This window comes from Sphingobium sp. VMM, from assembly GCF_056790315.1.
The window spans coordinates 221,886-245,978 of the sequence record NZ_JBXGSI010000005.1; the positions used below are offsets into that span (position 1 = coordinate 221,886).

Below are 24,093 nucleotides of genomic sequence, written 5' to 3' on the forward strand. Positions count from 1 at the left end.
TCCGCCCAGATTGCATGATTCGATATTTAATGTATAGACATTATATCGGTCCGGGAGATTTGCAGTCCATGACGTCCCTGTTTTTCGCGCATGTATTGCTGCCGGTGGGCTGGGCGCGGGACGTCCGCATGCAGTTGCAGGGCGGCACGATCGCGTCGATCGAGCAAGGCGCCGCCCCGCAGGCCGAGGATATCCGTCACCCTGTCGCGCTGCCGGGCCTGCCCAATCTGCACAGTCACGCCTTCCAGCGCGCCATGGCGGGGTTGACCGAGGTGCGGGGCCCGGCGGGCGACAGTTTCTGGACCTGGCGCGACCTCATGTATCGCTTCGTCGGTCGCATGGACCCGGACGACATCGCGGCGATCGCGGCACAGGCCTATGTCGAGATGCTGGAAAGCGGCTTCACTCGTGTCGGCGAATTTCACTATCTGCATCACGCCGCGGACGGCGCGCCCTATGCGAACCCGGCGGAAACCAGCCTGGCGATCATGGCGGCGGCGGCGGAAAGCGGCATCGGCCTGACGCTGTTGCCGGTCTTCTATGCCTGGTCGGGGTTCGGCGCACAGCCGCCGAGCGAGGGCCAGCGACGTTTCATCAATGATCTCGACGGTTTTGCCCGGCTGCGCGAGGCAGCAATCGCCGGTGCATGCGATCTGCCCGATGCCGTGGTCGGCGTGGCGCCGCACAGCCTGCGTGCGGTTGCACCTGACGAACTGGCGCTGCTCGCCCGGATCGCGGGTCATAATCCGGTCCATATCCATATCGCCGAGCAGCAGAAGGAAGTGGCCGACTGCATCGCCTGGAGTGGCCAGCTGCCGGTCGAGTGGCTGCTGGATCATGCGCCGGTGAGCAACCGCTGGTGCCTGGTCCATGCGACCCATATGACTGAGGATGAGGCGCGGGCGATGGCAACCCGCGGCGCGGTGGCGGGGCTCTGTCCGATTACCGAGGCCAATCTGGGCGACGGTCTATTTCCAGCGGAGGCCTTCCTCGACGCTGGCGGCGTCTATGGTGTCGGCAGCGATTCCAATGTCCGCATCGATGCCACAGAGGAACTGCGACTTTTGGAATATGGCCAGCGTCTTGGCCTGCAGCAGCGTAATGTGCTGGCGCGCCACGCAGGCATATCGACCGGCGATCGCCTTTACCGTTCGGCGGTGGCGGGCGGCGCGCAGGCGCTGGGTGTCTCCGCTGGGCTGCGCGTCGGCGCATCGGCAGATTTCGTGACGCTGGACCTTAATCATCCCTCGCTGTCCCATCGCCCGGTCGAGCGTGTGCTGGATGGGCTGATCTTCGGCGCCGGGCGCGAGGCGATCGATACGGTCTGGCGCCGGGGCGTGCAGATGGTAAGCGGCGGGCGGCATCGCGCCCGCGACGCCATCGCCACCCGCTATCGCCGGACGCTGGAGAAACTGACCGCGTGAAACAGCCGCTGCACGAGAAGATCCGCGCCGATTTCGAGGCCCGCATCCTGGCCGGCACGCTGGCGCCGGGCGACCGGCTGCCGACCGAGCAGGAACTTATGCAGGCCCATGGCTGTTCGCGCATGACCGTGAACAAGGCGCTGTCGGCGCTGCAATCGGCCGGCCTGATCGAACGGCGCAAGAAGGCGGGTAGCTTCGTCGCCCGGCCGCGCGTCCATTCGATGGTGCTGGATATCCCGGACCTTGCCGTCCAGATCGGCGAGCGCGGCCAGCGGCACAGCTATCGCCTGACCCGGCGGCAGGTGCGCGGCCCGATTGCCGGGCGCGACGAGGAAACGGCTCTGGCCAATGGTGCGCAACTGCTGGAACTGGATGGCATTCATTGCGCCGATGATCGGCCGCTCGCGGTGGAGCATCGGCTGATCGCGACCCGCGCCGTGCCCGCGATCGTCGATGGCGATTTCGACAGCATCTCGCCGGGCACCTGGCTGTTGCAGCATGTGCCCTGGACCGAGGCGGAAAACCGGATTTCGGCCGTGGGGGCGACGCGGGAGGAGGCCGCCCAGCTCGGCATCGCGCCCGGTGCGCCCTGCCTGTGCGTCGAGCGCCATACCTGGCGCGGCGGCGACCCGATCACCTATGTCCGCCAGGTCTTCCTGGCTGACGCCTATGACATGGTGGCCCGCTTCGGGCCGGCGGGCGGTTGACGGGCCAAAGGCAAATCGGCGCTCTTCCCCGCTGCCGACAAGGGCTGTCGGCAACAGGAAAGAGCGCCCATCGACAGGCTCCGGTCAGGCCTCAAAGGCCGCCTTCTGCCTGTCGCTGCGAAGACCTCATGGTAGCGTAGAGGCCTCCGCATTCTCGATCGTCATGATGCCCGGTGGCATGCCGCGCTCGGCCTTCTGCCGTGCGACCATGGCGCGGACTTCAGCGCGCAACGCCTTTGCATCATAGATGATGCCGTCCTTGATCGTGTAATCGACGCCGCCGACCCGATCGACCTTGCCGGTCGCGTCATTGAGCCTGATCGATCCGGTGCCGAACAGCAGCTTCATGTTCGCCAGCGGGTTGCCCTTGATGACCACCAGGTCTGCCTTGCGGCCGACGCGGATGGTGCCGATCTGGTCCTCATGGCCGAGCAGTCGAGCGCCTTCCTGCGTCGCGGCGTGGATCACCTCCAGCGGGCTGAACCCCGCCTCGCGCAGCAACTCCATCTCCTGAATATAGCCGAAGCCGTAGAGATTGTAGATATAGCCGGAATCGCTGCCCACGGTGACGCGGCCGCCCCGGTTCTTGTAATCATTCACGAACCGCATCCAGCGGCGATAATTGTCCTTCCACGCCATTTCATGCTCGGTGGTCCAGTCGAACCAATAGGCGCCATGATTGGTGCGGCTGGGGCGATAATAGTCCCACAGCGCCGGCATGGTGTAATCGGCATGCCATTGCGCCCGGCTCATCCGCATGAAGTCCCGGCTGGTGAGATAGGCGGTGAAGGTCGGGTCCAGGGTGAAACCGCGTTCCAGCAGCCTGTCCATCACCTTGTTCCACTGGTCCGATCCCGGCTCGGCCGCCTGCGCCCACAGCCGCCCGGCCTCGCCGAAGCGCATCTGCTCGTCATTGTTGATGAAGTCGGTGGGAAAGGCCTGGATACGCTGGTCGGTGAACATCGCTTCGGGCAGGCCATACCAATGTTCCATGCTTTCGAGGCCCGCGCCCGACGTGCCCAGCACATTGGCATAGGCGACCAACTGCTGGGCATGGTGCATGGTGCTGTGCAGGCCGAGCTTCTTCGTCTCGTCGAGCGCGGCGTAGAGGACATCCTCCGGCGCGCCGCCGATGAACTTGATGCCGTCGGCGCCGCGCTTCTTGGCTTCCTGGATCACCGCGCGAGCGGTGGCCGCGTCGTTCACCGGGCCGCGTATCTGGTGGAACATCGGATAGATGTCGATGCGCGGGGCGACGATCTCGTTGCGGGCGCTGCGGGCCTTGATGTCGGCCAGCCACTCGATCGGATGGCCGCTGCCCAGGTCGCGGACGGAGGTGATGCCATGCGCCATCCAGAGCTTGAGAATATAGTCGGACGGCACTTTCTGCGCGTCGCTCAGCGAATGAAGATGGACATGGGCGTCGACGAAGCCAGGCATGACATAGGCGCCGGCCAGGTCGATCTCATGGTCGCCGGGCGCGGCGCGCAACGCCGGATTGATCGCGCCGGGCGCGCCGATCGACTTGATTTCGGCGATGCGGTCGTTCGACAGGACGATGTCGAACGGCCCCTGGGCCGGGGCGCCGGTGCCGTCGATCATATAGACATGGCGCAGCACCGTGCGCTGGAACGGCCCCACGCCCTGGTTGCGGGCGGGAATGGGATCGGCCGCCTTTGCCGCCGGCGCATTGGATGCTTCGGGCGCCGCGAGCGCGCTGCCGCTCAGGAGCAGCGCCGCCAGGGCGAGAATGGGACGGGACCGGACGGCCATGCGACGCTCTCCTCTATCGCTGTTGTGAAAGGCGGGCCGGAGCATCACGGCCCCGGCCCACCTGCTCGTCGGATCAGAACTTCATCCGCGCGCCGATGAAGTAGCGGCGACCCAGCGTGTCATAGAGCGACACGTCGGTATTGGCGTCGCCGACCAGCGTCGTGCCCAGGATCGGCGGCTGGCGATCGAGCAGGTTGTTGACGCCGCCGAAGAAGGAGAAGGTCTCCGTCGCGTCGATCGAGAAGCTGGTGTCGAGATACCAGACCGGATCCACCGACTTCACGACATTGGTCGCGGTCGGATAGAGCTTCAGGTCGCCGATCATCCGGCCCTGCAGGCGGAAGCTTAAGGGGCCGCTGGCATAGGTGGCGCCCAGGTTCAGCTTGAAGTCCGGGGTGATGAAGCCGCCGGTGCCGACCGAACAGCCCGCGCCATAATAGCCGGCGCAATCCTGCGGGGCGGAGGTGGCGAGCACCTGCGTCGTGCGCTCGAACAGCCAGCTGGCGATCGCCTGCAGCGACAGGCTGGCGTCGTCGCCCAGCGACAGCGCACCGGGCAGCGGCACGCGATAATCGACCTGCGCGTCGATACCGTTGACCTTGAGCGAGCCGATATTGTTGCTCGACACGCTGACATAGTCGAGCTGACCATTGCCCAGGCGCGTGATCGCCCGGCAGGTGGCGCTGCCCGCATCCATCATCGTGTAGCAGTCGTTCATCGTCTGCTGCGCGTTGACGGTCATGATCGCGTCGTCGACCTTCACGTTGAAATAGTCGACCGTGATGTTGAGGCGCGGGATGAAGGGCGGCGAGATGACGGCGCCGATCGTGTAGGTCTTCGACTTTTCCTCGCGCAGGTTCGGGTTGCCGCCGCTGTCCTGGTTGAGGCCGAGCGTCGCCTGGGTGAAGTTGGCGATTTCGCCCGCCGGTACGCCGGTGGCGACGCAGAAATTCTTGAGCGCGTCGCTGCGGCTGTCGCCGCCGGAGGTCGGGATGGCGCAGGGATCGGTGCCGCTGGAATAGCCGCGCGTCACCGCCGTATAGAGTTCGGCGATATTGGGCGCGCGGATCGCGCTGTTATAGGCGCCACGGATGCGGATCCAGCTGACCGGGGCATATTCGCCGCCCAGCTTCCAGGTGAAGACCTTGCCGACCGAGCTGTAATCCGAATAGCGGGCCGCACCCTCGATCGCGAGCGTGTCGAAGAAGGGCATGTCGGCCAGGATCGGGATGCGCAGTTCGCCGAACAGTTCCTTGACGTCATAGGCACCGGCCAGCGCCTTTTGCGACACCGCGCCATATTCATTGGCCAGGTCGAGCGGGCTGGGGCTGAACGTATATTTGTCCTTGCGATATTCGGCACCCAGCGCGACCGAGACCGGGCCGGCCGGCAGTTCGAACAGGGTGCCGGCGATGCTGGCGCCCGCGACCTGGCGGGTGAAGATGTCATGGCTTTCGCGGACCGGGGTCAGGAAGGCGCCGGCTTCCGGGCTGATTGAATTGAGACCCAGGATCGACACGGGGACGCAGCCCAGCGACTGGTTGCGACAGACGACATTGCCCGAGGAATCGATGACCGCGTCCAGGCCCATCGACAGGCGGGTCTGCGAGATCAGACCCTCGTTGCGGGTGTCGGTGCGGTTGCGCATATATTGGTAGAAGGCGTCCCACTTCCAGTCGCTGCCCAGCAGCGATACGTCGCCGCGCAGGCCGGTGGTGATCTGGTAGGATTGCCGTTCATAGCGATAGTTGCGGGTGCCCAGTTCGTCGGCGCGGCGGCCGCCGCCGACGATTTCGGCCGTGCCGTCGCCATTGGTGTCGAAGATGGCGGCATTGTTGGCGAAGAACTGGCGCAGGCTTTCGGGCAGTACCGGGTTGCTGGCATAATTGGGGATCAGCAATGTCGATGACGCGGCGCCCGGCGTCAGCGGGGTGAAGCTGTCGGGCGCCAAGATCATGTCATTCTTGGCGTTGACGAAATAGGCCTCGGCATAGGCGGTGATCTTGTCGGCCACCTCATAATGGGCGTTGGCGGCGACGTTGAAGCGATCGAGCGGACGCTGCAGCAGATTATAGGGGGCGTAGTTGTAGGTATCTTCCGGCTGGCAATAGGGCAGGACGGTGCCGTTCTCGCCAAAACGAATGCCGGTGACCGACGTGCAACTGCCGCCGGGGGTCAGGTTGACGCCGGTCAGCGCTGCACGCTGCGCGGCGCTCAGCGGGACGCGGGTGCCGGGGATGCTGCCCGAACCCGAATAGACCAGCTGGCCATTGACTTCGCCGAGCGGCGTGCGGCTGAAACCACGATCATTCTGGGTGATTGACGACTGGCGCGTCCAGCTGCCCGACAGGGTGATATTGCCCCGGCCATCGGCGGTGCTGGTGCCAAAGGTCAGGTCGAGCTTCTTCGATTCGGCGTCGCCGCGGTCGCTGATGCCATATTGGGCGCTGGCTTCGACGCCCTCGAACTTGTCGTCGAGGATGAAGTTGACCGCGCCGGCGATCGCATCGGAGCCATAGACGGCCGACGCGCCGCCAGTAATGATCTCGACCCGCTTGATCAGGGCGTCGGGAATGGAGGCAAGGTCGACATTGCCGTTGGAATCGGCGGGGATGAAGCGGCGGCCATTGACCAGCACCAGCGTGCGGGTGTTGCCCAAGCCGCGCAGATTGGCGGTCAGCACGCCCGACCCGCCGCCATTATTGACGGTGGAGGTGTTGCCCGACGCCAGCTGCGGCATCTCGTTCAGGGTCTTTTCCAGCGTGACGTTGCCCGACAGCTTCACATCCTCGCTGCCCATGACCGAAATCGGGCTGGGCGCGGTCAGATCGGTGCGGACCAGGCGCGAGCCGGTGACGACGATATCGGTGGAGGGCTGGGCCGCCTCCTGGGCCTGGGCGGTGGAACCCAAGCCGCCGCCGGCCAGGATGGTCGACAGCAACAGCAAGGCATTGCGGCGGCCGTACAGGCCCGCCGGTCGGATCGTCATCATTGGTCTATCCCCTTGTAATCGCTAGGATTCAATTCATTCGACACACATTATGATTTTGCATGCGCAGCAATGTGGGTGCTGCGCCGATGTCGGCTCCTGCGTACCGGACCGCCTGACGGTCCCCCGGACGGGTTTTCAGCTCCTCTCTCTGTCTTTGCGGCTCTTTGACCGCTTCAATGTATATTGAATATCGTATACTTTAATCATGCTGAGGCTGCAGGAGGCTGTCAAGATTGCAGTTAAATGTCAGTCCGCAGTCGCCGGCGAAAAGCGTCGAACGGGGAGTTAGTGATATGAAAATAAATAGAAAAATTGTTCGTGCCCTGCTGCTGTCTGGAGCGGCTCTGGGGCTGTTCCGGCCCGATATTGTTGCAGCTGAAACAATATGGATACGCGACGTAACCGTCATCGACGGCACCGGGGCCGCAGCAAAGGCGGGGCAGGACGTGCTCGTTGCGGATGGGCGCATCGCAGCGGTCGGCACAAAGCTGAAGGCGCCGGCCTCGGCGCGGCAGGTCGACGGCCGCGGGCGCTATCTGCTGCCCGGCTTCATCGACTCCAATGTTCATGCGACCGTCTATGGCAATCCGGCGCGCCGCGACACCTCATCGCGTTATGCCGACCGGAACGAGGAACTGGCGCTCGAATTTGCCCAGCGCCAGTTGCGCGCGGGCGTGACCACCATGCGCGACAGCTATGGCGTGCTGCCGCCGCTGCTGGCGGTGCGCGACCGGATCGCCAGCGGCCAGGCGATCGGCGCGCGCATGCTGGTGGCGGGCAATATATTGGGCTGGGGTGGGCCATTTTCGCTGACCTATTCGCTGACCGGCGATCGCGACCTGACCCTGTTTCAGGAACAGTGGAACGACCTGCTGGCCCAGGGCATGGGCGAGGAACTGATGGACATGACGCCGCAGCAGTTGCGCGCTGCCGTCAGCGCCTATCTCGATCGGGGCGTCGATTTCCTCAAATATGGCGGCACCAGCCATTTCATGATGCCCTCGCTGATCGGTTTCTCGCCGCGCCAGCAGGCGGTGATCGTGGCGGAGGCGCATAAGCGCGGCAAGATGGCCGAAACCCATGCCACCAGTTCGGAAGGGCTGCGCCTGGCGGTCGAGGCGGGGATCGACCTGATCCAGCATCCCGAGATATTGAGCCGCGACTATCCCGACGATCTGATCGCGCTGATCCTGTCAAAGGGGACGCTGTGCGCGATGCGGTCCAACATGGTCACCGGCGCGGTGCGACAGAAGCAAATCGCCAGGCGCGCCAGGGCGGTGGCGGACATTGCGCAGATGCCGCCGGCGCTGACCAGCACCGAATTGCGTCGCCGGGCGGCGATGCGCGGCGACGATGCGGAGATCGAGCGGCGCAATGCCGAGCGGCTGGTCGCGGCCGGATGCCCCGTCACGATCGCGACCGACAATTATCTGGGCGATGCGCCCGAGTTTCGCCGCAGCCCCAAATCGCCGGAGCAGGAGCCGGGCGAGGGGAGCCTGCTGGCGATCGAGGGGCTGGTGGAACTGGGCATGACGCCGATGCAGGCGATCGTCGCGGCAACCCGCAACGGCGCGCGGGCGGCCGGGCGACTACAGGATCTGGGCACGGTGGAGCCGGGCAAGATCGCCGACCTGCTGCTGCTCGATGCCGATCCGCTGGCCGACATCCATAATATCCGCCGCCTCGGCCGGCTGTTCGTCGCGGGGCAGGAGATTGATCTTCAGACCCTGCCGCAGACGCACCTGTTCATGGTCGCGGACAAGCGCTGAGCATAATCGGCGCCGCATCCTCATGGACGCGGCGCCCATAGATCACATGGCGCTGTCGTAGAAGGCCAGCAGGTCGCGGCGCAGGCCCTTCATCGACTCCGGGTGGATGTAGATCATGTGCCCGGATTCATAATAGCGATAGCTGATATTGGCCTGCAGCGCCTTGTCGAGCTGCATATGCTTCAGGTCATATTCGGCGCCGGCAAAGGGCGTCGCCATGTCATAATAGCCGTTGAGCGACAGCACCTTGAGATGGCTGTTGGTGCGCATCGCGCGGGCCAGGTCCAGCGCGGTGTCGGCTGCCGGCATCGGTCGGCCGCCGCCGCCCGGTGCGCGATGGCGCTGGTCCCAGGCCGGGCTGATCTCCTTGTAGAAATTCGGGCGGTAACTGAGCGGCGTCTTGTAGCCCAGCGTGCCGAACAGATAGGAATTGAGCGCCGCGATATAGGCGCCGCTGATCGATGTGTCGGCCGCGTCGAACTCGGGATCGGCGGCGCTGTCGTCGACATCGATGCCGACAAAGCGGGAATCCAGCCGGCCGACGGTGCGGCTGCTGTCGCGCATCAGCTCCTTGCGGAACCGGCCGAGATCGATGCGCAGCTTGTTCTGCAGGATGAAGCCCTTCGACAGGCCGGTATAGGCGGCCAGCTGGGTCGCGATCGCATCGCGCTCGCCATCGGGCAGGTCGTCGCCCTTGGCCAGCGCGGACAGATAGGGGCCCAGGGCAAAGGCGCGCACTTCGCTCAGGAACGGCTCCAGCGTCGCCGGCCGGTTGGGCAGGCGGTTATGATACCAGGCGGTCGCGGCATAGCTGGGCAGATAGGTGACGTTGATCTGGTCATAGCCCGGATTGCGGATGCCATAGTTCAGGATCGACGACAGCAGCACCACGCCGTTCATCTGCACGCCGCGTTCCTGCAACGTGTTGACCAGGCCCGCGGCGCGCAGCGTGCCATAGCTTTCACCAAGCAGGAATTTGGGTGCATTCCAGCGATTGTTGATCGTCAGATAGCGCTGGATGGCGCTGGCAAAGGCATCGATGTCCGGATCGACACCCCAGAAATCCTTGCCCTGTGCCTTGCCGAGCGGGCGCGACAGGCCGGTGCCGATCGCGTCGATGAAGACCAGGTCGCTGCGGTCGATCAGGCTGTCGGGATTGGGGCCGATGGCGAAGGGTGCGGGGCGGGCGGTATCGGGCGTGGGCGTATCCACCCGGACGGGGCCGAAGGAGCCGACGTGCAGCCACATGGTCGACGAACCCGGACCGCCGTTGAACAGGAAGGTAACGGGGCGTTCCTTCGCGCCCTTGGCCCGATCGGCGACATAGGCGGTGTAGAACATGCTCGCGATAGGCTCGCCGGCATCGTTGCGGATCGTCAGCGTGCCGGGCGTGGCGGTGTAGTGGATCAGCTTGCCGGCGACCGTCACCGACGCGCGGCTGGGCATCGCCTGTTCCTCGACCGGGGCGACGGCGCTATCGTCTTTCTTGGCCTCTTCCTTCTCCGCCGGGGCAGGCTTGTCGGCGGCGATCGACGGAGCAGCCAGTGCCGTCAGCAGCAGGGGAAGGGCGGAATATGCGATGTTTTTCGGGATCATGACTCTGCCTGTTGCCTAAATTTGCGGCGAACCGTACATCGTATACCAAATCTGTCAAATGCGCATATGCATCATCTTCGTAAAGTTCCAAGGGAGGACCAGAACATGAAGAACCGATGGCCCCGGCTCGCCGCCGCTGCCGCATTGCTGCTCGCCACGCCGGCACTGGCGCAGGGCTTCGATGCCGCGCTGGTCAAGCAGGGCGACCATGTCATTCGCGACTTTGCTTTCCGTTCGGGTGAGAAGCTGCCCGAACTGCGGATGCATTATCGCACCATCGGCACGCCGCATCGCGATGCCAAGGGGCGGATCGACAATGCGGTGATGATCCTGCACGGCACCGGCGGATCGGGCGCGCAATTCCTGCAACCGCAATTTGCCGACGAACTTTATGGCCCCGGCCAGCCGCTCGACGCGCGCCGCTATTTCATCATCCTGCCCGACAATATCGGCCATGGCGATTCCTCCAAGCCCAGCGACGGGCTGCGCATGGCCTTCCCGCATTATGATTATGACGACATGGTCGAGGCGCAGCGCCGCATGCTGGTCGACGGGCTCAAGGTCGATCATCTGCGGCTGACCTTCGGCACCTCGATGGGGTGCATGCACATCTTCGTCTGGGGCGAGAAGCATCCCGGCTTTGCCAGTGCGCTGATGCCGATGGCGTGCCAGGCAGCGCCGATCGCCGGGCGCAACCGGATGTGGCGCAAGGCGGCGATGGACGGCATCCGCGCCGATCCCGCCTGGCAGGACGGCAATTACAAGGCGCAGCCGCTGCTCGGCCTGCGCACGGCATCCAGCCTGTCGCAGATTGCCGGTGCCGCTGCCTGGTACATGCAGGTGCAATTCCCCACGCGCGATGCGGTCGACGCCTATTGGAAGGAACGGTTCGATCGCGACATCGCCAGCCGCGACGCCAATGATTATCTCTATCAACTCGATTCCTCGCGCGATTATGACCCCTCCACAGATCTGGAGAAGATCAGTGCGCCGATGACCTGGATCAATTCCTCCGACGACTTCATCAATCCATCAGAAATGGGCATGGCCGAAACGGCGGCCAAGCGGCTGAAGACCACCCGTTACAAGCTGATCCCCTATTCGCCCGAGACGCGGGGGCACAGCACCCACACTTGGGCGAAATTCTGGAAGGATGAACTGGTCGCGCTGCTGGCGCGGAGTAACTGACCTTTTATCGGCCGCCTTGTTGCATGAGGCGGCCGATACGCGGCGATACGATCAGGATGATTAGGCCGATCAGCATGGCAAGGCCGCCGATCCGGCCATAGGCGGCGAGCACCGTGCTGGCCTGGTCTGCCCCCGCCGATGCGCCGATGGCGGCGGCGATCACGCCCGACATGAAATTGCCGCCCGCCGTCGCCAGGAACCAGGTGCCCATCATCAGCCCCAGCATATGGGGGGGCGACAGGCGCGACATCGCTGCCAGTCCGACCGGCGACAGGCACAGTTCGCCCATGGTGTGGAGCAGGTAGAGCAGCAGGATGAAGAGCATCGGCATCTTCGCCCCCGGCAGCATCATGCCCGCGCCGACCAGCAGCAGGAAACCGGCGCCGACCTGGATGATGGCCAGGCCGAACTTGGCGGGGGCGGATGGCTCCAGCCCGCGCCGGCCGAGCTTCAGCCATAGCCAGGCGAAGAAGGGCGCGAGCAGGAAGATGGAGAAGGGGCCGACCGCCTGGAACAGCGAGGCCGGCACGGTGATGCCGAACAATGTACGGTCGACATGCCGATCGATGAACAGGTTGAGCGAGGAGCCGGTCTGTTCGAACAGACCCCAGAAGACGGGCTGCACCACCAGCAGGAAGATCGCCACCAGCAACCGCCCGCGCGCTGCGGGATCGAGCTTCAGGCAGGCATAGGCGACCAGGCCGATGCCCATGGCAAAGCCGCTGGCGCTCAGCAGATAGCCGACCGTCGCGGGGCTGGCGAGCAGGGCCAGCATCGCTGCGGTGAAGGGCAGGGCGCTGGCATAAAGCCAATATTCGCGCCGGATGCCGAACAGCGGGCTGGCCACCCAGGCCGGATCGGGCGCCTCGCCCTGGCCCTGCAACAATGGCCTGCCCATGACGAAGACGATGATACCCAGGATCATGCCCAGCGCGGCCGCGCCAAAACCCCAGGACCAGCCGATTGTTTCGCCCAGCAGGCCGCAGACGAGCGGGCCGAGTGCGCCGCCAAGGTTAATGCCCATGTAGAAGATGGTGTAGGCCGGGTCGCGGCGCATGTCGTCGCGGGGATAGAGCTGGCCGACCAGCACCGAGACATTGGCCTTGAGGAAGCCGGTGCCGACCACGATCACCGCCATGCCGGCGAGGAAGATGCGGGTCGCGCTCTCACGGTCGCTGCCCAGCGCATCGAGGCCGAGCAGGATATGGCCGCAGGCGATGACGATGCCGCCGAACAGCACCGCCTTGCGCGCGCCGAGGTAGCGATCGGCGAGCCAGCCGCCGACCAGCGGGCTGACGAACACCAGCGCGATATAGGCGCCATAGAGCATGCCCGCGCGCTCGTCGGAGAAGAGGAACTGCTTGGTCAGGTAGAAGATCAGCAGCGCCCGCATGCCGTAGAAGGAGAAGCGCTCCCACAATTCGGTGAAGAAGAGGATGAACAGGCCGCGTGGATGGCCGAGGAAGGTGGCGGTGGCGTGATGATCGGCTGGGGGCATGGCGCTCATTGGCAATAGGCGGGGTGGGTCGCGTCCGGCTCGAACGCGGACACATGGTTGAGAGCGATCACCCAGCGGCCCTCGACCTTGCGCATCAGCCGCGTGTTGATGCCGGACTGGCCGGGTTTGGCTGCAAGGTGGAAGCGGCTGATCAGCTGGGCCGCGTCGGGTGCCAGCATCTCGATCCTGATGTCGCAGAAATGGAGCGTGCCGCGCGTTTCGGGCGAGGCGCCATAGTCGCGGACATAATGGTCGAGCGTGCCCTGCCAGTCGCGCTGGAACTGGCCGCGCGACACGAAGGTGACGCCGGGGTTGAGGAAGCCCGCCATATAGCCGCGAAAATCACCCCGGTTCCAGGCAAACTCCATGTCGGCGATCACCTGCCGGATCGCCGCCTTCTCGGTCTCCACCGAAGGGGGGATCGGCGCGGCGCCCATGCAGAGCGCCGCGCCGATCAGGGGGAGGAGAATGCGCTTACTGCGCCGCACCGGACGCCCCGGCTGCGGCCTTGGCCTTTTCCGCCTGGATGAAGCGGTCAAGCTCCGCCTCCATCACCGGCAGCGGCACCGACCCCATGGTGAGCAGCGTGTCGTGGAACGGGCGCTGATCGAACTTGTCGCCCAGTTCCGCCTCGGCCTTGGCGCGCATCTTGCGGATCGACAATTCGCCCAGCTTGTAGGCCAGCGCCTGCGCCGGCCAGGCGATGTAGCGATCGACCTCATTGGTGATGTCGAGCTTCGCGAGCGCGGTGTGGCTGGCCATATAGTCGATCGCCTGCTGGCGGGTCCAACCCATGGAGTGCATGCCGGTGTCGATCACCAGCCGCACCGCGCGCCACATTTCGAACGTCTCGCGGCCGAATTCCTCATAGGGCGTCTCATACATGCCCAGCTTGGTCCCCAGCCATTCGGTATAAAGGCCCCAGCCCTCGCCATAGCCCGAGAAATAGGTCTGGCCACGGAATGCCGGGCGGTTGGGGGCTTCCAGCGCGTAGGCGGCCTGGAAGCTGTGGCCCGGATTACATTCGTGCAGCGTCAGCGCGGTCAGATTGTAGAGCGGGCGCGAGGGCAGGTCATAGGTGTTCATCAGGCAGGATTCGAGCCCGCCGCGACCCGAGGTGTAGATGGGCGCGATCTCATCCGGCACCGGCAGGATGGTGAAGCGATAGCGCGGCAGGTTGTTGAACGTGTCCTTCAGCTTGCCGTCCATCTTCTTGGTGACATAGGCGGAATAGGAGAGCAGCTCGCGCGGGGTCTTGGCATAGAATTGCGGATCGGTGCGCATGAATTCCAGGAACTCGGCGAAGCTGCCCTGGAACTTGGCATCAGCCATCGTCTTCTTCATGTCCGCATCGATGCGCGCGACTTCCTTGAGGCCGATCTCGTGGATCTGCTGGGGCGTCAGGTCCAGCGTCGTATATTCGCGGATCTGGTCCTGATAGAAGGCCTTGCCGTCGGGCAGCGAGTAGGCGTCGATCGTCTTGCGCGCCTTGGGCATATATTCGCCGCGCATGAAGGTCAGCAGCTTCTGATAGCTGGGCGCGATGGCGTCGCGGATCAGTGCCTGGGCCTGCGCCTGCATCGCCTGGCGCTGGTCGGCCGGGATGGTGTCCGGCATCGCGGCGAACGCCTTGTAGAAGGGATTGTCGGTGCCGGCGGCCAGGAACGGCTCGATCGTCTTGTCACGCCCCTCGATCGATACGCGCGGCACGGTATAGCCGCGCTTCAGGCCGGCCTGCATGTTCGCGATCTGCTCGTCGAAATAGCGCGGTATGTCCTTCATCCGACCGAGATAGCGGCGATAATTGTCGGCGCTGGAGAAGGGCGTGCGCGGGTTGAGGCCGGTCCAGAAGAAGGTGTCGCTGTTGAACGGCGCCTCATAGGTCTTGTATTTGATCTTGGTCGCATTCTCCCAGACCGATGTCTTGAACACCGCCTTGTTGATATATTCCTCATGCGACAGCTGGGCGTCGGGAATCTGGTCGAGCTGTTTGAGGATGTCGCTCCAATAGGCATAGCGGTGCTGCTGGGTGGCGGCGGTCACGCTGGGCAGATGATCGTCGGCGCCGCCTTCGGTCCGGCCGCTGCCGGGCAGGCGGGCGAATTCCTTCTGGCGCCAGCTCCATTCGGCGTCATACAACGCCTTGAGTTTCAGGTCGGCGGCGGTCGGCTGTGTGGCCGGTGCATTGGTGGTCGGCGCCGTCTGGGCGAGGACAACCGGGGCCGTGCCGGTGAGCCAGGCGATGGCGAGCAAGGATGCGGCATGGGGCATTTTCATAAATGTCTCTCTTCCCTGTTCGGCGAAGCGATCCGGCGCCCCGCTCCTATCAATAATGTATACGATATACCTTGGTTAAGGCGGGTCAAGTGCGCGTTTCGCCCGCGGGCGTGAAAATGCGCGCGCCGAACATCGGGCCGGCCCGCGTCATGCCGGGGGCCGGCTGGACGCGGATCATCACCGTGCTCTTGCCGCGCGTCAGCGCCTCGGGAATGGCGTAGGTGACGTCGAAAAATTCGCCGGGCCGGTCGGCATCCAGTTTCTGCGTCGCGATCTTCTGGCCGTCGACCAATATGTCGAACAGCCGGTTTCGCTCCTCGCCCCAATAAGTGGCCTGCAGGATCAGCGGGCCGGGCTTCACCTTCATGCGGAACTGGAAATGGCCGTCGGTGCGCGCATCGCGCCCATGCCGTCCGCGATAGGTGGTGGTGTAGGAGAGTTTGGCTTCCAGCCCATGGTCGCGCTCGGGCTGCATCTCGCCCAGATGCATGACGTCGACCGAGCGCCGCTCCAGGTCACGGAGGCGCGCCTGCTCGACGGCAAAGGCCTGCTGCTCGACGCCCCATTCCTGCTGGGTGAAGCGCTTGAAATAGACGGCGGTGCGGCGATCGCGCTGCTGGAAGAAGGGGGCGAAACTGAGGTCCGCCGGCTTGCCGATGCCGGCGGTGCGATAGGCGGGCACGGCGGCGGTCGTGGCAGAAAAGCCCTGCGTTACATCGGCGGCGACCAGCGCCGGGGCGGGACCGTCAAAGGGCTGGTCGGCCGCGCCCAGATCGGCCGCCAGCACGACCGGGCCGTGGAGCAGCGCGATGGTGCGGGCATCATCCGGCGTCGCTTCGATCCGCAATGCCATCGGCAGGTCCAGCGTCACCCGGTCGCCGGCCTTCCACTTGCGATCGATCAGGGCATAGCCATCGGCGATGCGCGGGGCGGGCAGGGGCGTGCCGTTGACGGCGATACGCGCGCCCTGGCACCAGCCGGGGATGCGCAGCGCCAGGGTAAAGCGGCCGGCCCGCGCCAGTTTCGGGATCGACAGGGCGATGTGGCCGTCGAACGGATAGCCGGTCTCGATCCGCAGCTTTGCACCCCGCGCCGCCCAGTCGGCTTCGCTGGGGATATAGAGATTGGCGATCAGCATGTCGGCCGGCCGGTCGGCATCTTCCCACCAGATGGATTCGCCATGCTTGGCATGGCTTTCCATGCCGCTGCCCACGCAGCACCAGAAATCGTCGAACGGTTCCGACCAGACGCGGTGCGCCCCCGACATCAGCGGCACCATATAGGCGAACATGCCGGTGGCCGGGTTCTGATGCGCCAGGATATGGTTGATATGGGCGCGCTCATAATAGTCGAACAGGCGCGCCTCGGGCTTCCAGGCATAGAGATGCCGGGTCAGCTTCAGCATGTTGTAGCTGTTGCAGCTTTCGCAGGTCTGTTCGGTGATATGTTTGGAAATGGTGCCGGGATCGGGGAAATATTCCCGGTCGGCATTGCCGCCGATGACATAGCTATATTGGCCGACCACCGTCTCCCAGAAGAAATTGGCGGCGATCGCGTCTGCGGCATTGCCGGTGATCTCGTGCAGGCGGGCAAGGCCGATGAGCTTGGGGATCTGGGTATTGGCGTGGATCCAGGGCAGGCTGTTCTGTCGCTGGGCCAGCGGATCGAGCACCTTGCGATGGCGCAGCCGCGTCGCCAGCGCCAGCCAGCGCGGATCGCCGGTGCGGGCGTGCAGTTCGGCGAAGCTCTCGTTGATGCCGCCATGCTCGCAGTCCAGCACCTGCTGCACCTGTGCATCGTCCAGTTTCGCGAACACGCCGTCGATATAGGCGGCCAGGGCCAGCGCGACGCCGCGCGCCTGGCTGTTGCCCAGATGGGTTTCGGCGTCGAACAGGCCGGCGAACAGCTTGTGCCAATTATAGAAGGGCACCCAGCAGCCGTTGAGATCGAACCCGGCCGATCGGATGTCGCCGCGCATGATCTCCGGAAAGATCAGCCTGCCATCCTCGATCACATCGTCGTGGCGACGGGTGAAGCCCGCGACATAGCCGTCGCCGGCTGCCGCCTGACAGGCGGCCAGTTCGTCGATGATATAGGCGGCGCGGCGGGCGCATTCGGCGTCGCCGGTCTGGGCGTGCATCAGCGCCAGCGCGGTCAGATAATGGCCCAGCGTATGGCCGGCGATGGTATCATTTTCCCAGCCGCCATAGATGGCCCCCTTGGGCGTCAGGCCGGCATGTTTGCGGAAATTGTGCAACAGCCGGTCCGGCTCCAGCCGCAGCAGATAGAGGCGATTGCCCTCGACCGCGTCGGCAAAGGGGGAGGGGAGAAGCCGGGTCGCCTGCAGCGGCAAGGCGCGCGCCGATTCGGGCAGCGCACTGCCGGTTGCGGCATGGGCGACGCTGCTCCATCCCTGCCAGGCGGGGGCCGTCGCGACGGCGGTCGCGGCCAGCAACATGGCCCTGCGGCTGAGGGGCGTGTGACGGTGGGACATGGCGGCTCCGGCTTGTCTGCAATCGTTATACGGTATACGATATTGCGATTATGGTTCGGGATCAAGACGGAGGATGCATGTCTATCTTCAATGCCGTGGCATGGGGCATAGCAGCATGAGTGCTGACGAAAGCGTTACGCTGACGCTGCAACAGGTTGCGGATCTGGCACATGCGGTGCTGCGCCGCCATGGTCTGGCGGAGGCGCATGTAGGCCCGGTCGCCGCGACGATCATCGCCGGCGAGCGCGACGAATGTGCGTCGCACGGCGTCTATCGGCTGCTCAACTGCGTCCATACGCTGAACAGCGGCAAGGTTGTGCCGGATGCCGTGCCGGTGGTGCATCATGTTTCGCCCGCGCTGCTGCGCGTGGATGCGGCCGGCGGCTTCGCCCAACTGGCTTTCGCTACGGGATTGCCTTTGCTGGTTGAAAAGGCGCGGACGATGGGCATCGCCGCCATCGGCATCAATCGCTGCGTCCATTTTGCCGCGCTCTGGCCGGAGATTGAGGCGCTGACCGATCAGGGTCTGGTCGCCTTCGCCTGTACCCCCAGCCATGCCTGGGTCGCGCCGGCCGGCGGCACCTCGCCGCTGTTCGGCACCAACCCGATCGCCTTTGGCTGGCCGCGTCCCGGCGGCGATCCCTTTGTCTTCGATTTCGCCACCAGCGCGGTCGCGCGCGGCGAGATCGAACTGCATCGCCGTGCCGGCAAGCCGATCCCGGAAGGCTGGACGATCGATGCCCAGGGCCATCCGACCACCGACGCGGAAGCGGGCCTGGCCGGAGCGCTGCTGACCTTTGGCGGGCACAAGGGATCGGCTCTGTCGGCGATGGTCGAACTGATTGCCGGGCCGCTGATCGGCGATATGACCAGTGCGGAATCGCTGGCGCATGACGATGGCGCCAAGGCATCGCCCTATGGCGGCGAACTGATCATCGCCATCGATCCCGCCGGCTTCCTGGGCGCGGCGGCCGCCGAGCATATGCAGCGGGCCGAGGCGCTGTTCGACGGCATTACCGGTCAGGGCGCACGCCTGCCATCGCAGCGGCGCTTCGCGGCGCGTCGTCGCACCCCCGATCAGGGCTGCCGCATTCCCCGCGCGCTCTATGAGGAACTGGCGGCGCTCAGCTGAGCGCCGCCAGCGATTTCAGGCAAAAGGCTGGTCGATCGCGACCGAGGGCGGGGTGAACCAGGCCGCCCCGGTATCGGTCACGTAAAAATGATCCTCCAGCCGGACGCCGAAGCGATCGGGCACGACGATCATCGGCTCGTTGGAGAAGCACATGCCCGGCTCCAGCGGGGTCATGTCGCCGCGCACCAGATAGGGCGCCTCATGGATCGACAGGCCGATGCCATGGCCGGTGCGATGGGGCAGGCCGGGCAGGCGATAGTCGGGGCCAAGGCCTGCCGCCTCCAGCACGCGCCGCGCTGCCGCGTCGATCGCGCCGCAGGGGATGCCGGGCTTGACCGCGTCGAACGCGGCCTGCTGCGCTTCCTTCTCCAGTGCCCAGATGCGCCGCTGCTCCGCGTCCGCCTCGCCATAGACATAGGATCGGGTGATGTCGCTATGATAGCCGCCGATGGTGCAGCCGGTATCGATCAGCACCATCTCGCCTTCGGCCAGCACGCTCTCGCCCGGCAGGCCGTGGGGATAGGCGGTCGATCGGCCGAACTGGACGATGCAGAAGCTGCTGCCCGACGCGCCCAGCGCCCTGTCTGCGGCCTCGATGAAGCGGCGCACTTCGGTTGCGGTGATGCCGGGGCGCAGGATGCGGGCGGCGCGGCGATGCACCTCCAGCGTCATCGACTTGGCCTGCTGCATCAGCGCCAGTTCGGCGGCCGACTTGCGGCTGCGGCAACCGTCGATCACGGCCGAGGCGGCGATCAGCGTCACATCCGGCGCGGCGGCACGAATGCGCTCGACGAACAGGAAGGCCATGGCCGGATCGATCCCCAGCCGGGCGACGCCCAGCGTCTTGAGCGCGTCGGCGACGAGGGCGGACGGGCTTTCATCCTCTTCCCACAGGCGCAGGTCGCCGGCGTCGATCTTGAGGTCGGCTTCCAGCGATCCGCGTTCGAAGCGCGGGCAGATCAGGATCGGCTCGCCGGTGAGCGGCAGCAGCATCGCCACCAGTCGCTCGCTTGCGCCCCAGGGCACGCCAGCGAAATAGGCAAGACTGGTCCCGGCATCGATCAACAGCGCGTCGAGCCCTTCCTGCGCCATCAAGGCGCGAGCCTTGGCAATGCGTGCCTGATATTCGGCGGCGGCGATGGCTGGCGCGCGATCGAGCCAGGGCTGGAGGCTGGCCAGTTCGGTGGCGGCGTCGGAGCCGCCGATCTGCTGTGTCATAATCTATCCTTCAAAGCGGCGGAGCGAAAAGGGCGTGGCGTCGACCGGCGGCGGTGCGCCGGTGGCAAGCGCGGCGATGATTTCCCCGGTCAGTGGTCCCAATGTCAGCCCCAGATGCTGGTGGCCGAACGCATAGAGCAGGTTTTCCGCCCGGTCACTCCGGCCGATCGCGGGCAGATAATCGGGCAGGGTCGGGCGCGCGCCGATCCAGGGCCTGGCATCCACCTCGATCGGTAGGCCCAGTGCCGCGGCATGGGTGCGCAGCCGCTGCCATTTACGCGGGTCGGGCGGGGCGGAGAGGCTGGAAAATTCGACGAAGCTCGCCGCGCGGAGCCCACTCTCGAACCGGGTGACGATCATCGATCGATCCTCGAACACCACCGGCGGCATGTCCATTGGCCAGCCTTTGGGCGCGGTTGGCGTCTGCAGATGATAGCCGCGTTCGGCGATGATCGGCACCTTGTGGCCCATCGGGCGTAGCAGGACATCCGATGCTGCGCCGGTCGCGACGATGATATGGTCCGCGTCCAGCGTCTGGCCGTCGGCCAGCTGTACCTGCGCCTGTCCATCACGGGTGGTAAGCGCGCTAACCTCCGCCTGCTCGATCCGCCCGCCTGCCGCCAGCAGCGCATCCCTCAGATCCTGCGCCAGCCGGGTCGGGTCGGCAATGCGGCCACTGCCCTCGCAGCGAATCGCGCCGATGATCGGATGGGGGAACAGAGCTTCGAGCAGGGCAAGCTCACGCGCCGTCGCATCGCGGAAGCGCGCCGTGCCGCAATCGGCGGCCATCCAGGCACGGCGCCCGGCCAGCGCGCTCGCCTCGCTTTCCCAGACGATGAAATGCCCATCCTCAATCAGGCGGCTCGGCCCCGCGCACAACGCGTCGATCCGATGCCAGGCCGGCATCGCCTGACCCAGCATGGCTTTCAACGCCTTGCGTCCTGCCGCAAAGCGCGACGGGCGCGCGGCATTCAACAGGCGCAGTGAAAAGGGCACCCAGCGGCCGACGTCGCGCCAGGGCAGGCCGAGGGCGCCGCCGCGCCAGAACAGTCGCCGGGGGAAGCTCTTCACCGTTGCCATCGATGCGAGCGGATCGATCTGCTCGACCGCGACATGGCCTGCATTGCCCCAGGATGCACCGCGCAGCGGGTTTTCCCGTTCGATCAGCAGTGTTGAAATTCCCTTTTCCTGCAATCGGATAGCGCAGGATGTTCCGACGATGCCGCCGCCGATGATGATCGCTTGTTGGGTCAATTGACTTCTTTTCACTTGGCGTTGACGATTAGATACCGTATACGATCCTCAGTTTCAACGGAGGCTTATGTGAATTCCTCAAAATTGACGTGGCGTGGTGTCTACCCTGCCGCCACCACCCAGTTCACCCCCGATCTGGACGTTGATATCCCCGCTACCCAGGCTGTCCTGGATGCGTTGGTGAAGGATGGCGTCGACGGTCTCATCATCGCCGGCACCTGTGGTGAGAACAACTCGCTGGAGCCGGAAGAAAAGCGCGCAATCGTCCAGGCGGCGGTCGAGGTCGTGGACGGCCGCGTGCCGATCCTGGTCGGCGTGTCCGAATTCACCACCCGTCGTGCCGCTGCCTTCGCGCAGGACGCCGAAAAGCTGGGCGTCGACGGGCTGATGGTGCTGCCTGCCATGGTCTATGTGCCGACCGTGGGCGAACTTTGCACCCATTTCGAGACGGTGGCCAAGGCGACGTCGCTGCCGATCATGCTCTACAACAACCCGCCGGCCTATCGGGTGAATATCGGCATCGACGCGCTCACCCGCCTCGCCGACACGCCCAACATCGTCGCGGTCAAGGAAAGCGCGCCCGATCCGCGTCGCTTCACCGACCTGATCAACGCCTTTGGCGACCGCTATATCCTGATGGCGGGCCTGGACGATGTTGCGTTCGAGGGCCTGTTGCTGGGCGCGCATGGCTGGATTTCCGGTCTCACCAGCGCCTTCCCGCGCGAATCCGTGGCGCTGGTCGCGGCGATCAACCGGGGCGATCTGGAAGAAGCACTGCGCATCTATCGCTGGTTCATGCCGCTGCTGCACCTCGATGCCGATCATGATCTGGTCCAGTCGATCAAGCTGGCCGAAAGCATCATGGGACGCGGCACCGAGCATGTTCGCCTGCCGCGCATGCCGCTGGAAGGCCAGCGCCGCGCCGACGTCATCCGCTGGGTCGAGCAGTGCGCTGCCACCCAGCCCAGCCTGACGGCGGTCTGATGTCCGCGGTGCGCCACACCTTCTTCTGCATAGACGGCCATACGGCGGGCAATCCCGTCCGTCTGGTCGCGGGCGGCGCGCCGCTGCTCAAGGGAAAGTCCATGGCGGAACGCCGCCTGGACTTTCTCGACCGCTTCGACTGGATCCGAACCAGTCTCTGCTTCGAGCCGCGCGGCCATGACATGATGTCGGGCGGCTTTCTCTATCCGCCGACGCGCGACGATACCGACATCGGTATTCTCTTCATCGAGACCAGCGGCTGCCTGCCGATGTGCGGCCATGGCACCATCGGCATGGTGACGTTCGGCCTGGAAAATGGCCTGATCCAGCCGGCGACGCCGGGCAGGCTGCGGGTCGAAGTGCCAGCCGGCGTCATCGACATCGATTACACGACCGACGGCAAGCGCGTGACATCGGTCAAGATCCGCAATGTCCCCGCCTATCTGGCGGCGGAGGGGATCGCAATCGATGTGCCGGGCTTCGGTCCGCTCAGCGTCGATGTCTCCTATGGCGGCAATTATTACGCGATCGTCGAACCGCAGGGCGCCTATGCCGGCCTCGACGACCTCGGTGCATCGCGCATCGTGGAACTGAGCCGCACCATTCGCGAACTGGTGCGCGCGCAATATCAGCCGGTCCATCCGCTCGAACCCAGCATCAAGGGGGTGAGCCATGTCCTGTGGGCCGACCAGCCCAAGGGCGAGGGTGCGGACGGTCGCAACGCCGTCTTCTATGGCGAGCGGGCGATCGACCGCAGCCCCTGCGGCACCGGAACGTCGGCGCGGCTGGCGCATCTGGCGGCCAAGGGCAAGCTGAAGGTCGGCGACCGGTTCGTGCATGAAAGCTATATTTGCAGCCGCTTCATCGGTCGGGTCGAGGCCGAGACGATGATCGGGGACCAGAAGGCGATCATTCCCTCGATCGAAGGATCGGCGATCGCCACCGGCTTCAACACCATCTGGGTCGATCGCGAAGACCCGTTCTGGGCCGGCTTCACGGTCGTATGAGACGGGCATTGCAGAGCGGACGGAAGGGATCGTCCATCATATACGAAGTTGTATTCCGCCATCCGCTCTGTGCTATGTTCGCCGCATGAGCCTAGTCATCCGAAACCTGTCCGACCAGCTGGTCGATCTTGTCCGTGAGCGCATATTGTCCGGCCGGGTGCCGCCCGACGGGCCGATCCGTCAGGACGCGCTGGCCGCCGAACTGGGGATCAGCAAGATTCCGCTGCGCGAGGCACTCGCCCGACTGGAGCAGGAAGGGCTGCTCAAGTCGCAGGCCAATCGCGGTTTCTTCGTGCGCAGCCTCAACCGGGTGGAGGCGGACGAAGTCTATGCGCTGCGCCTGAAGCTGGAGCCCGATGTGATGGCGTTGGCCGCCGAACGGGCGGGCGAGGCGGAGCATCAGGCGGCGATCAACACGCTGGCCACCCTCTATCAGGTCACCGACGAAGGTGGCGACGGGGTGGGGGCGTTCAACCGCGCCTTCCACATGGCGTTGCTGCGTCCCAGCAGCCAGCCGCTGTCGGTCAATATTCTCGAACGGCTCCATATCCTGTCGGAACGCTATGTCCGCAAGCATCTGGAGCCGCTTGGCCGCGACGAACGCGCCAATGACGAACATCGCGAGATGCTCGACGCCTGGCTCGCCCGCGACGGCCAACTGATCCGCGAACTCACGGTCGCACATATCCGCAAAACCATGGACGATCTCATGGTTCAGCTCGACGCCGACGACTGAACCATAACCGAGCAACCGGAACGTCCATAAGAACAGGGAAGGAA

At 65.1% G+C, this 24,093-nt stretch carries 17 protein-coding genes; 8 read left to right on the top strand and 9 right to left on the bottom strand.

Going from position 1 to position 24,093, the window contains the following annotated elements:
* Window positions 1–68: 68 nt before the first annotated feature.
* Window positions 69–1,424 carry a formimidoylglutamate deiminase gene (locus ACUCV3_RS08975; protein WP_482240571.1) on the top strand — a complete coding sequence of 452 codons (1,356 nt, stop codon included), beginning with the start codon at window positions 69–71 and terminating at the stop codon, window positions 1,422–1,424.
* The gene (gene hutC / locus ACUCV3_RS08980; RefSeq protein ID WP_099230102.1) at window positions 1,421–2,131 is read left to right on the top strand and encodes a histidine utilization transcriptional repressor HutC; all 711 of its coding nucleotides are present in this window, start codon (window positions 1,421–1,423) and stop codon (window positions 2,129–2,131) included. The genes ACUCV3_RS08975 and hutC overlap by 4 nt, the downstream gene beginning before the upstream one ends.
* Before the next feature lie 126 nt (window positions 2,132–2,257).
* Here the strand turns inward: hutC and ACUCV3_RS08985 are convergent, their stop codons facing one another.
* Window positions 2,258–3,904 carry an amidohydrolase family protein gene (locus tag ACUCV3_RS08985; RefSeq protein ID WP_279730878.1) on the bottom strand — a complete coding sequence of 549 codons (1,647 nt, stop codon included), beginning with the start codon at window positions 3,902–3,904 and terminating at the stop codon, window positions 2,258–2,260.
* Window positions 3,905–3,977: 73 nt separating this feature from the next.
* A complete protein-coding gene (locus ACUCV3_RS08990) occupies window positions 3,978–6,896 on the bottom strand; it encodes a TonB-dependent receptor domain-containing protein (RefSeq protein WP_482240572.1) in 2,919 nt (972 codons plus the stop codon).
* Window positions 6,897–7,189: 293 nt separating this feature from the next.
* Here ACUCV3_RS08990 and ACUCV3_RS08995 point away from each other — a divergent pair, with 293 nt between their 5' ends.
* Window positions 7,190–8,665, top strand: coding sequence for an amidohydrolase family protein (locus tag ACUCV3_RS08995; protein ID WP_279730874.1), 1,476 nt, complete (start codon window positions 7,190–7,192; stop codon window positions 8,663–8,665).
* Between the two features lie 42 nt (window positions 8,666–8,707).
* On the opposite strand, the gene ACUCV3_RS09000 is transcribed toward ACUCV3_RS08995, so the two are convergent.
* Window positions 8,708–10,261, bottom strand: a complete 1,554-nt coding sequence (locus ACUCV3_RS09000) for a S10 family peptidase (protein ID WP_279730872.1) — start codon at window positions 10,259–10,261, stop codon at window positions 8,708–8,710.
* A gap of 105 nt (window positions 10,262–10,366) precedes the next feature.
* Between ACUCV3_RS09000 and ACUCV3_RS09005 the strand changes: the two genes are divergently transcribed.
* Entirely contained in the window at window positions 10,367–11,449 is a 1,083-nt protein-coding gene (locus tag ACUCV3_RS09005) for an alpha/beta fold hydrolase (protein WP_482240573.1), read from the top strand.
* Between the two features lie 4 nt (window positions 11,450–11,453).
* On the opposite strand, the gene ACUCV3_RS09010 is transcribed toward ACUCV3_RS09005, so the two are convergent.
* The 4 genes from ACUCV3_RS09010 to ACUCV3_RS09025 all read right to left on the bottom strand — a co-directional run bounded on the left by ACUCV3_RS09010 (window position 11,454) and on the right by ACUCV3_RS09025 (window position 17,718).
* The gene (locus tag ACUCV3_RS09010; RefSeq protein ID WP_482240574.1) at window positions 11,454–12,956 is read right to left on the bottom strand and encodes a peptide MFS transporter; all 1,503 of its coding nucleotides are present in this window, start codon (window positions 12,954–12,956) and stop codon (window positions 11,454–11,456) included.
* The gene (locus ACUCV3_RS09015) at window positions 12,953–13,384 is read right to left on the bottom strand and encodes a YybH family protein (RefSeq protein WP_279776140.1); all 432 of its coding nucleotides are present in this window, start codon (window positions 13,382–13,384) and stop codon (window positions 12,953–12,955) included. Before ACUCV3_RS09015 ends, ACUCV3_RS09010 begins: the two co-directional genes overlap by 4 nt.
* Window positions 13,385–13,421: 37 nt before the next feature.
* On the bottom strand, window positions 13,422–15,224 hold the full coding sequence (locus ACUCV3_RS09020; protein ID WP_279776136.1) for a DUF885 domain-containing protein: 1,803 nt from the start codon (window positions 15,222–15,224) through the stop codon (window positions 13,422–13,424).
* 85 nt (window positions 15,225–15,309) lie between these two features.
* Entirely contained in the window at window positions 15,310–17,718 is a 2,409-nt protein-coding gene (locus tag ACUCV3_RS09025) for a beta-L-arabinofuranosidase domain-containing protein (protein WP_279730739.1), read from the bottom strand.
* A gap of 115 nt (window positions 17,719–17,833) precedes the next feature.
* On the opposite strand from ACUCV3_RS09025, the gene ACUCV3_RS09030 reads away from it, so the two are divergent.
* The gene (locus tag ACUCV3_RS09030) at window positions 17,834–18,850 is read left to right on the top strand and encodes an Ldh family oxidoreductase (RefSeq protein ID WP_482240575.1); all 1,017 of its coding nucleotides are present in this window, start codon (window positions 17,834–17,836) and stop codon (window positions 18,848–18,850) included.
* A 15-nt stretch (window positions 18,851–18,865) separates the two neighbouring features.
* Here ACUCV3_RS09030 and ACUCV3_RS09035 read toward each other — a convergent pair whose 3' ends face one another.
* Both ACUCV3_RS09035 and ACUCV3_RS09040 read right to left on the bottom strand, forming a co-directional pair.
* Window positions 18,866–20,068 (bottom strand): M24 family metallopeptidase, encoded by a 1,203-nt coding sequence (locus ACUCV3_RS09035; RefSeq protein WP_482240576.1) that lies wholly within the window; start codon window positions 20,066–20,068, stop codon window positions 18,866–18,868.
* 3 nt (window positions 20,069–20,071) lie between these two features.
* Window positions 20,072–21,322, bottom strand: coding sequence for an NAD(P)/FAD-dependent oxidoreductase (locus ACUCV3_RS09040; protein WP_170978337.1), 1,251 nt, complete (start codon window positions 21,320–21,322; stop codon window positions 20,072–20,074).
* A 69-nt stretch (window positions 21,323–21,391) separates the two neighbouring features.
* On the opposite strand from ACUCV3_RS09040, the gene ACUCV3_RS09045 reads away from it, so the two are divergent.
* From ACUCV3_RS09045 to ACUCV3_RS09055, 3 genes are all read left to right on the top strand, one after another.
* Window positions 21,392–22,306, top strand: coding sequence for a dihydrodipicolinate synthase family protein (locus ACUCV3_RS09045; RefSeq protein ID WP_122928039.1), 915 nt, complete (start codon window positions 21,392–21,394; stop codon window positions 22,304–22,306).
* On the top strand, window positions 22,306–23,313 hold the full coding sequence (locus ACUCV3_RS09050) for a 4-hydroxyproline epimerase (RefSeq protein WP_048936521.1): 1,008 nt from the start codon (window positions 22,306–22,308) through the stop codon (window positions 23,311–23,313). Before ACUCV3_RS09045 ends, ACUCV3_RS09050 begins: the two co-directional genes overlap by 1 nt.
* An 85-nt stretch (window positions 23,314–23,398) precedes the next feature.
* Window positions 23,399–24,049: a GntR family transcriptional regulator gene (locus tag ACUCV3_RS09055; protein WP_279730749.1), complete on the top strand. Its 651-nt coding sequence runs from the start codon at window positions 23,399–23,401 to the stop codon at window positions 24,047–24,049.
* Window positions 24,050–24,093 lie beyond the last annotated feature (44 nt).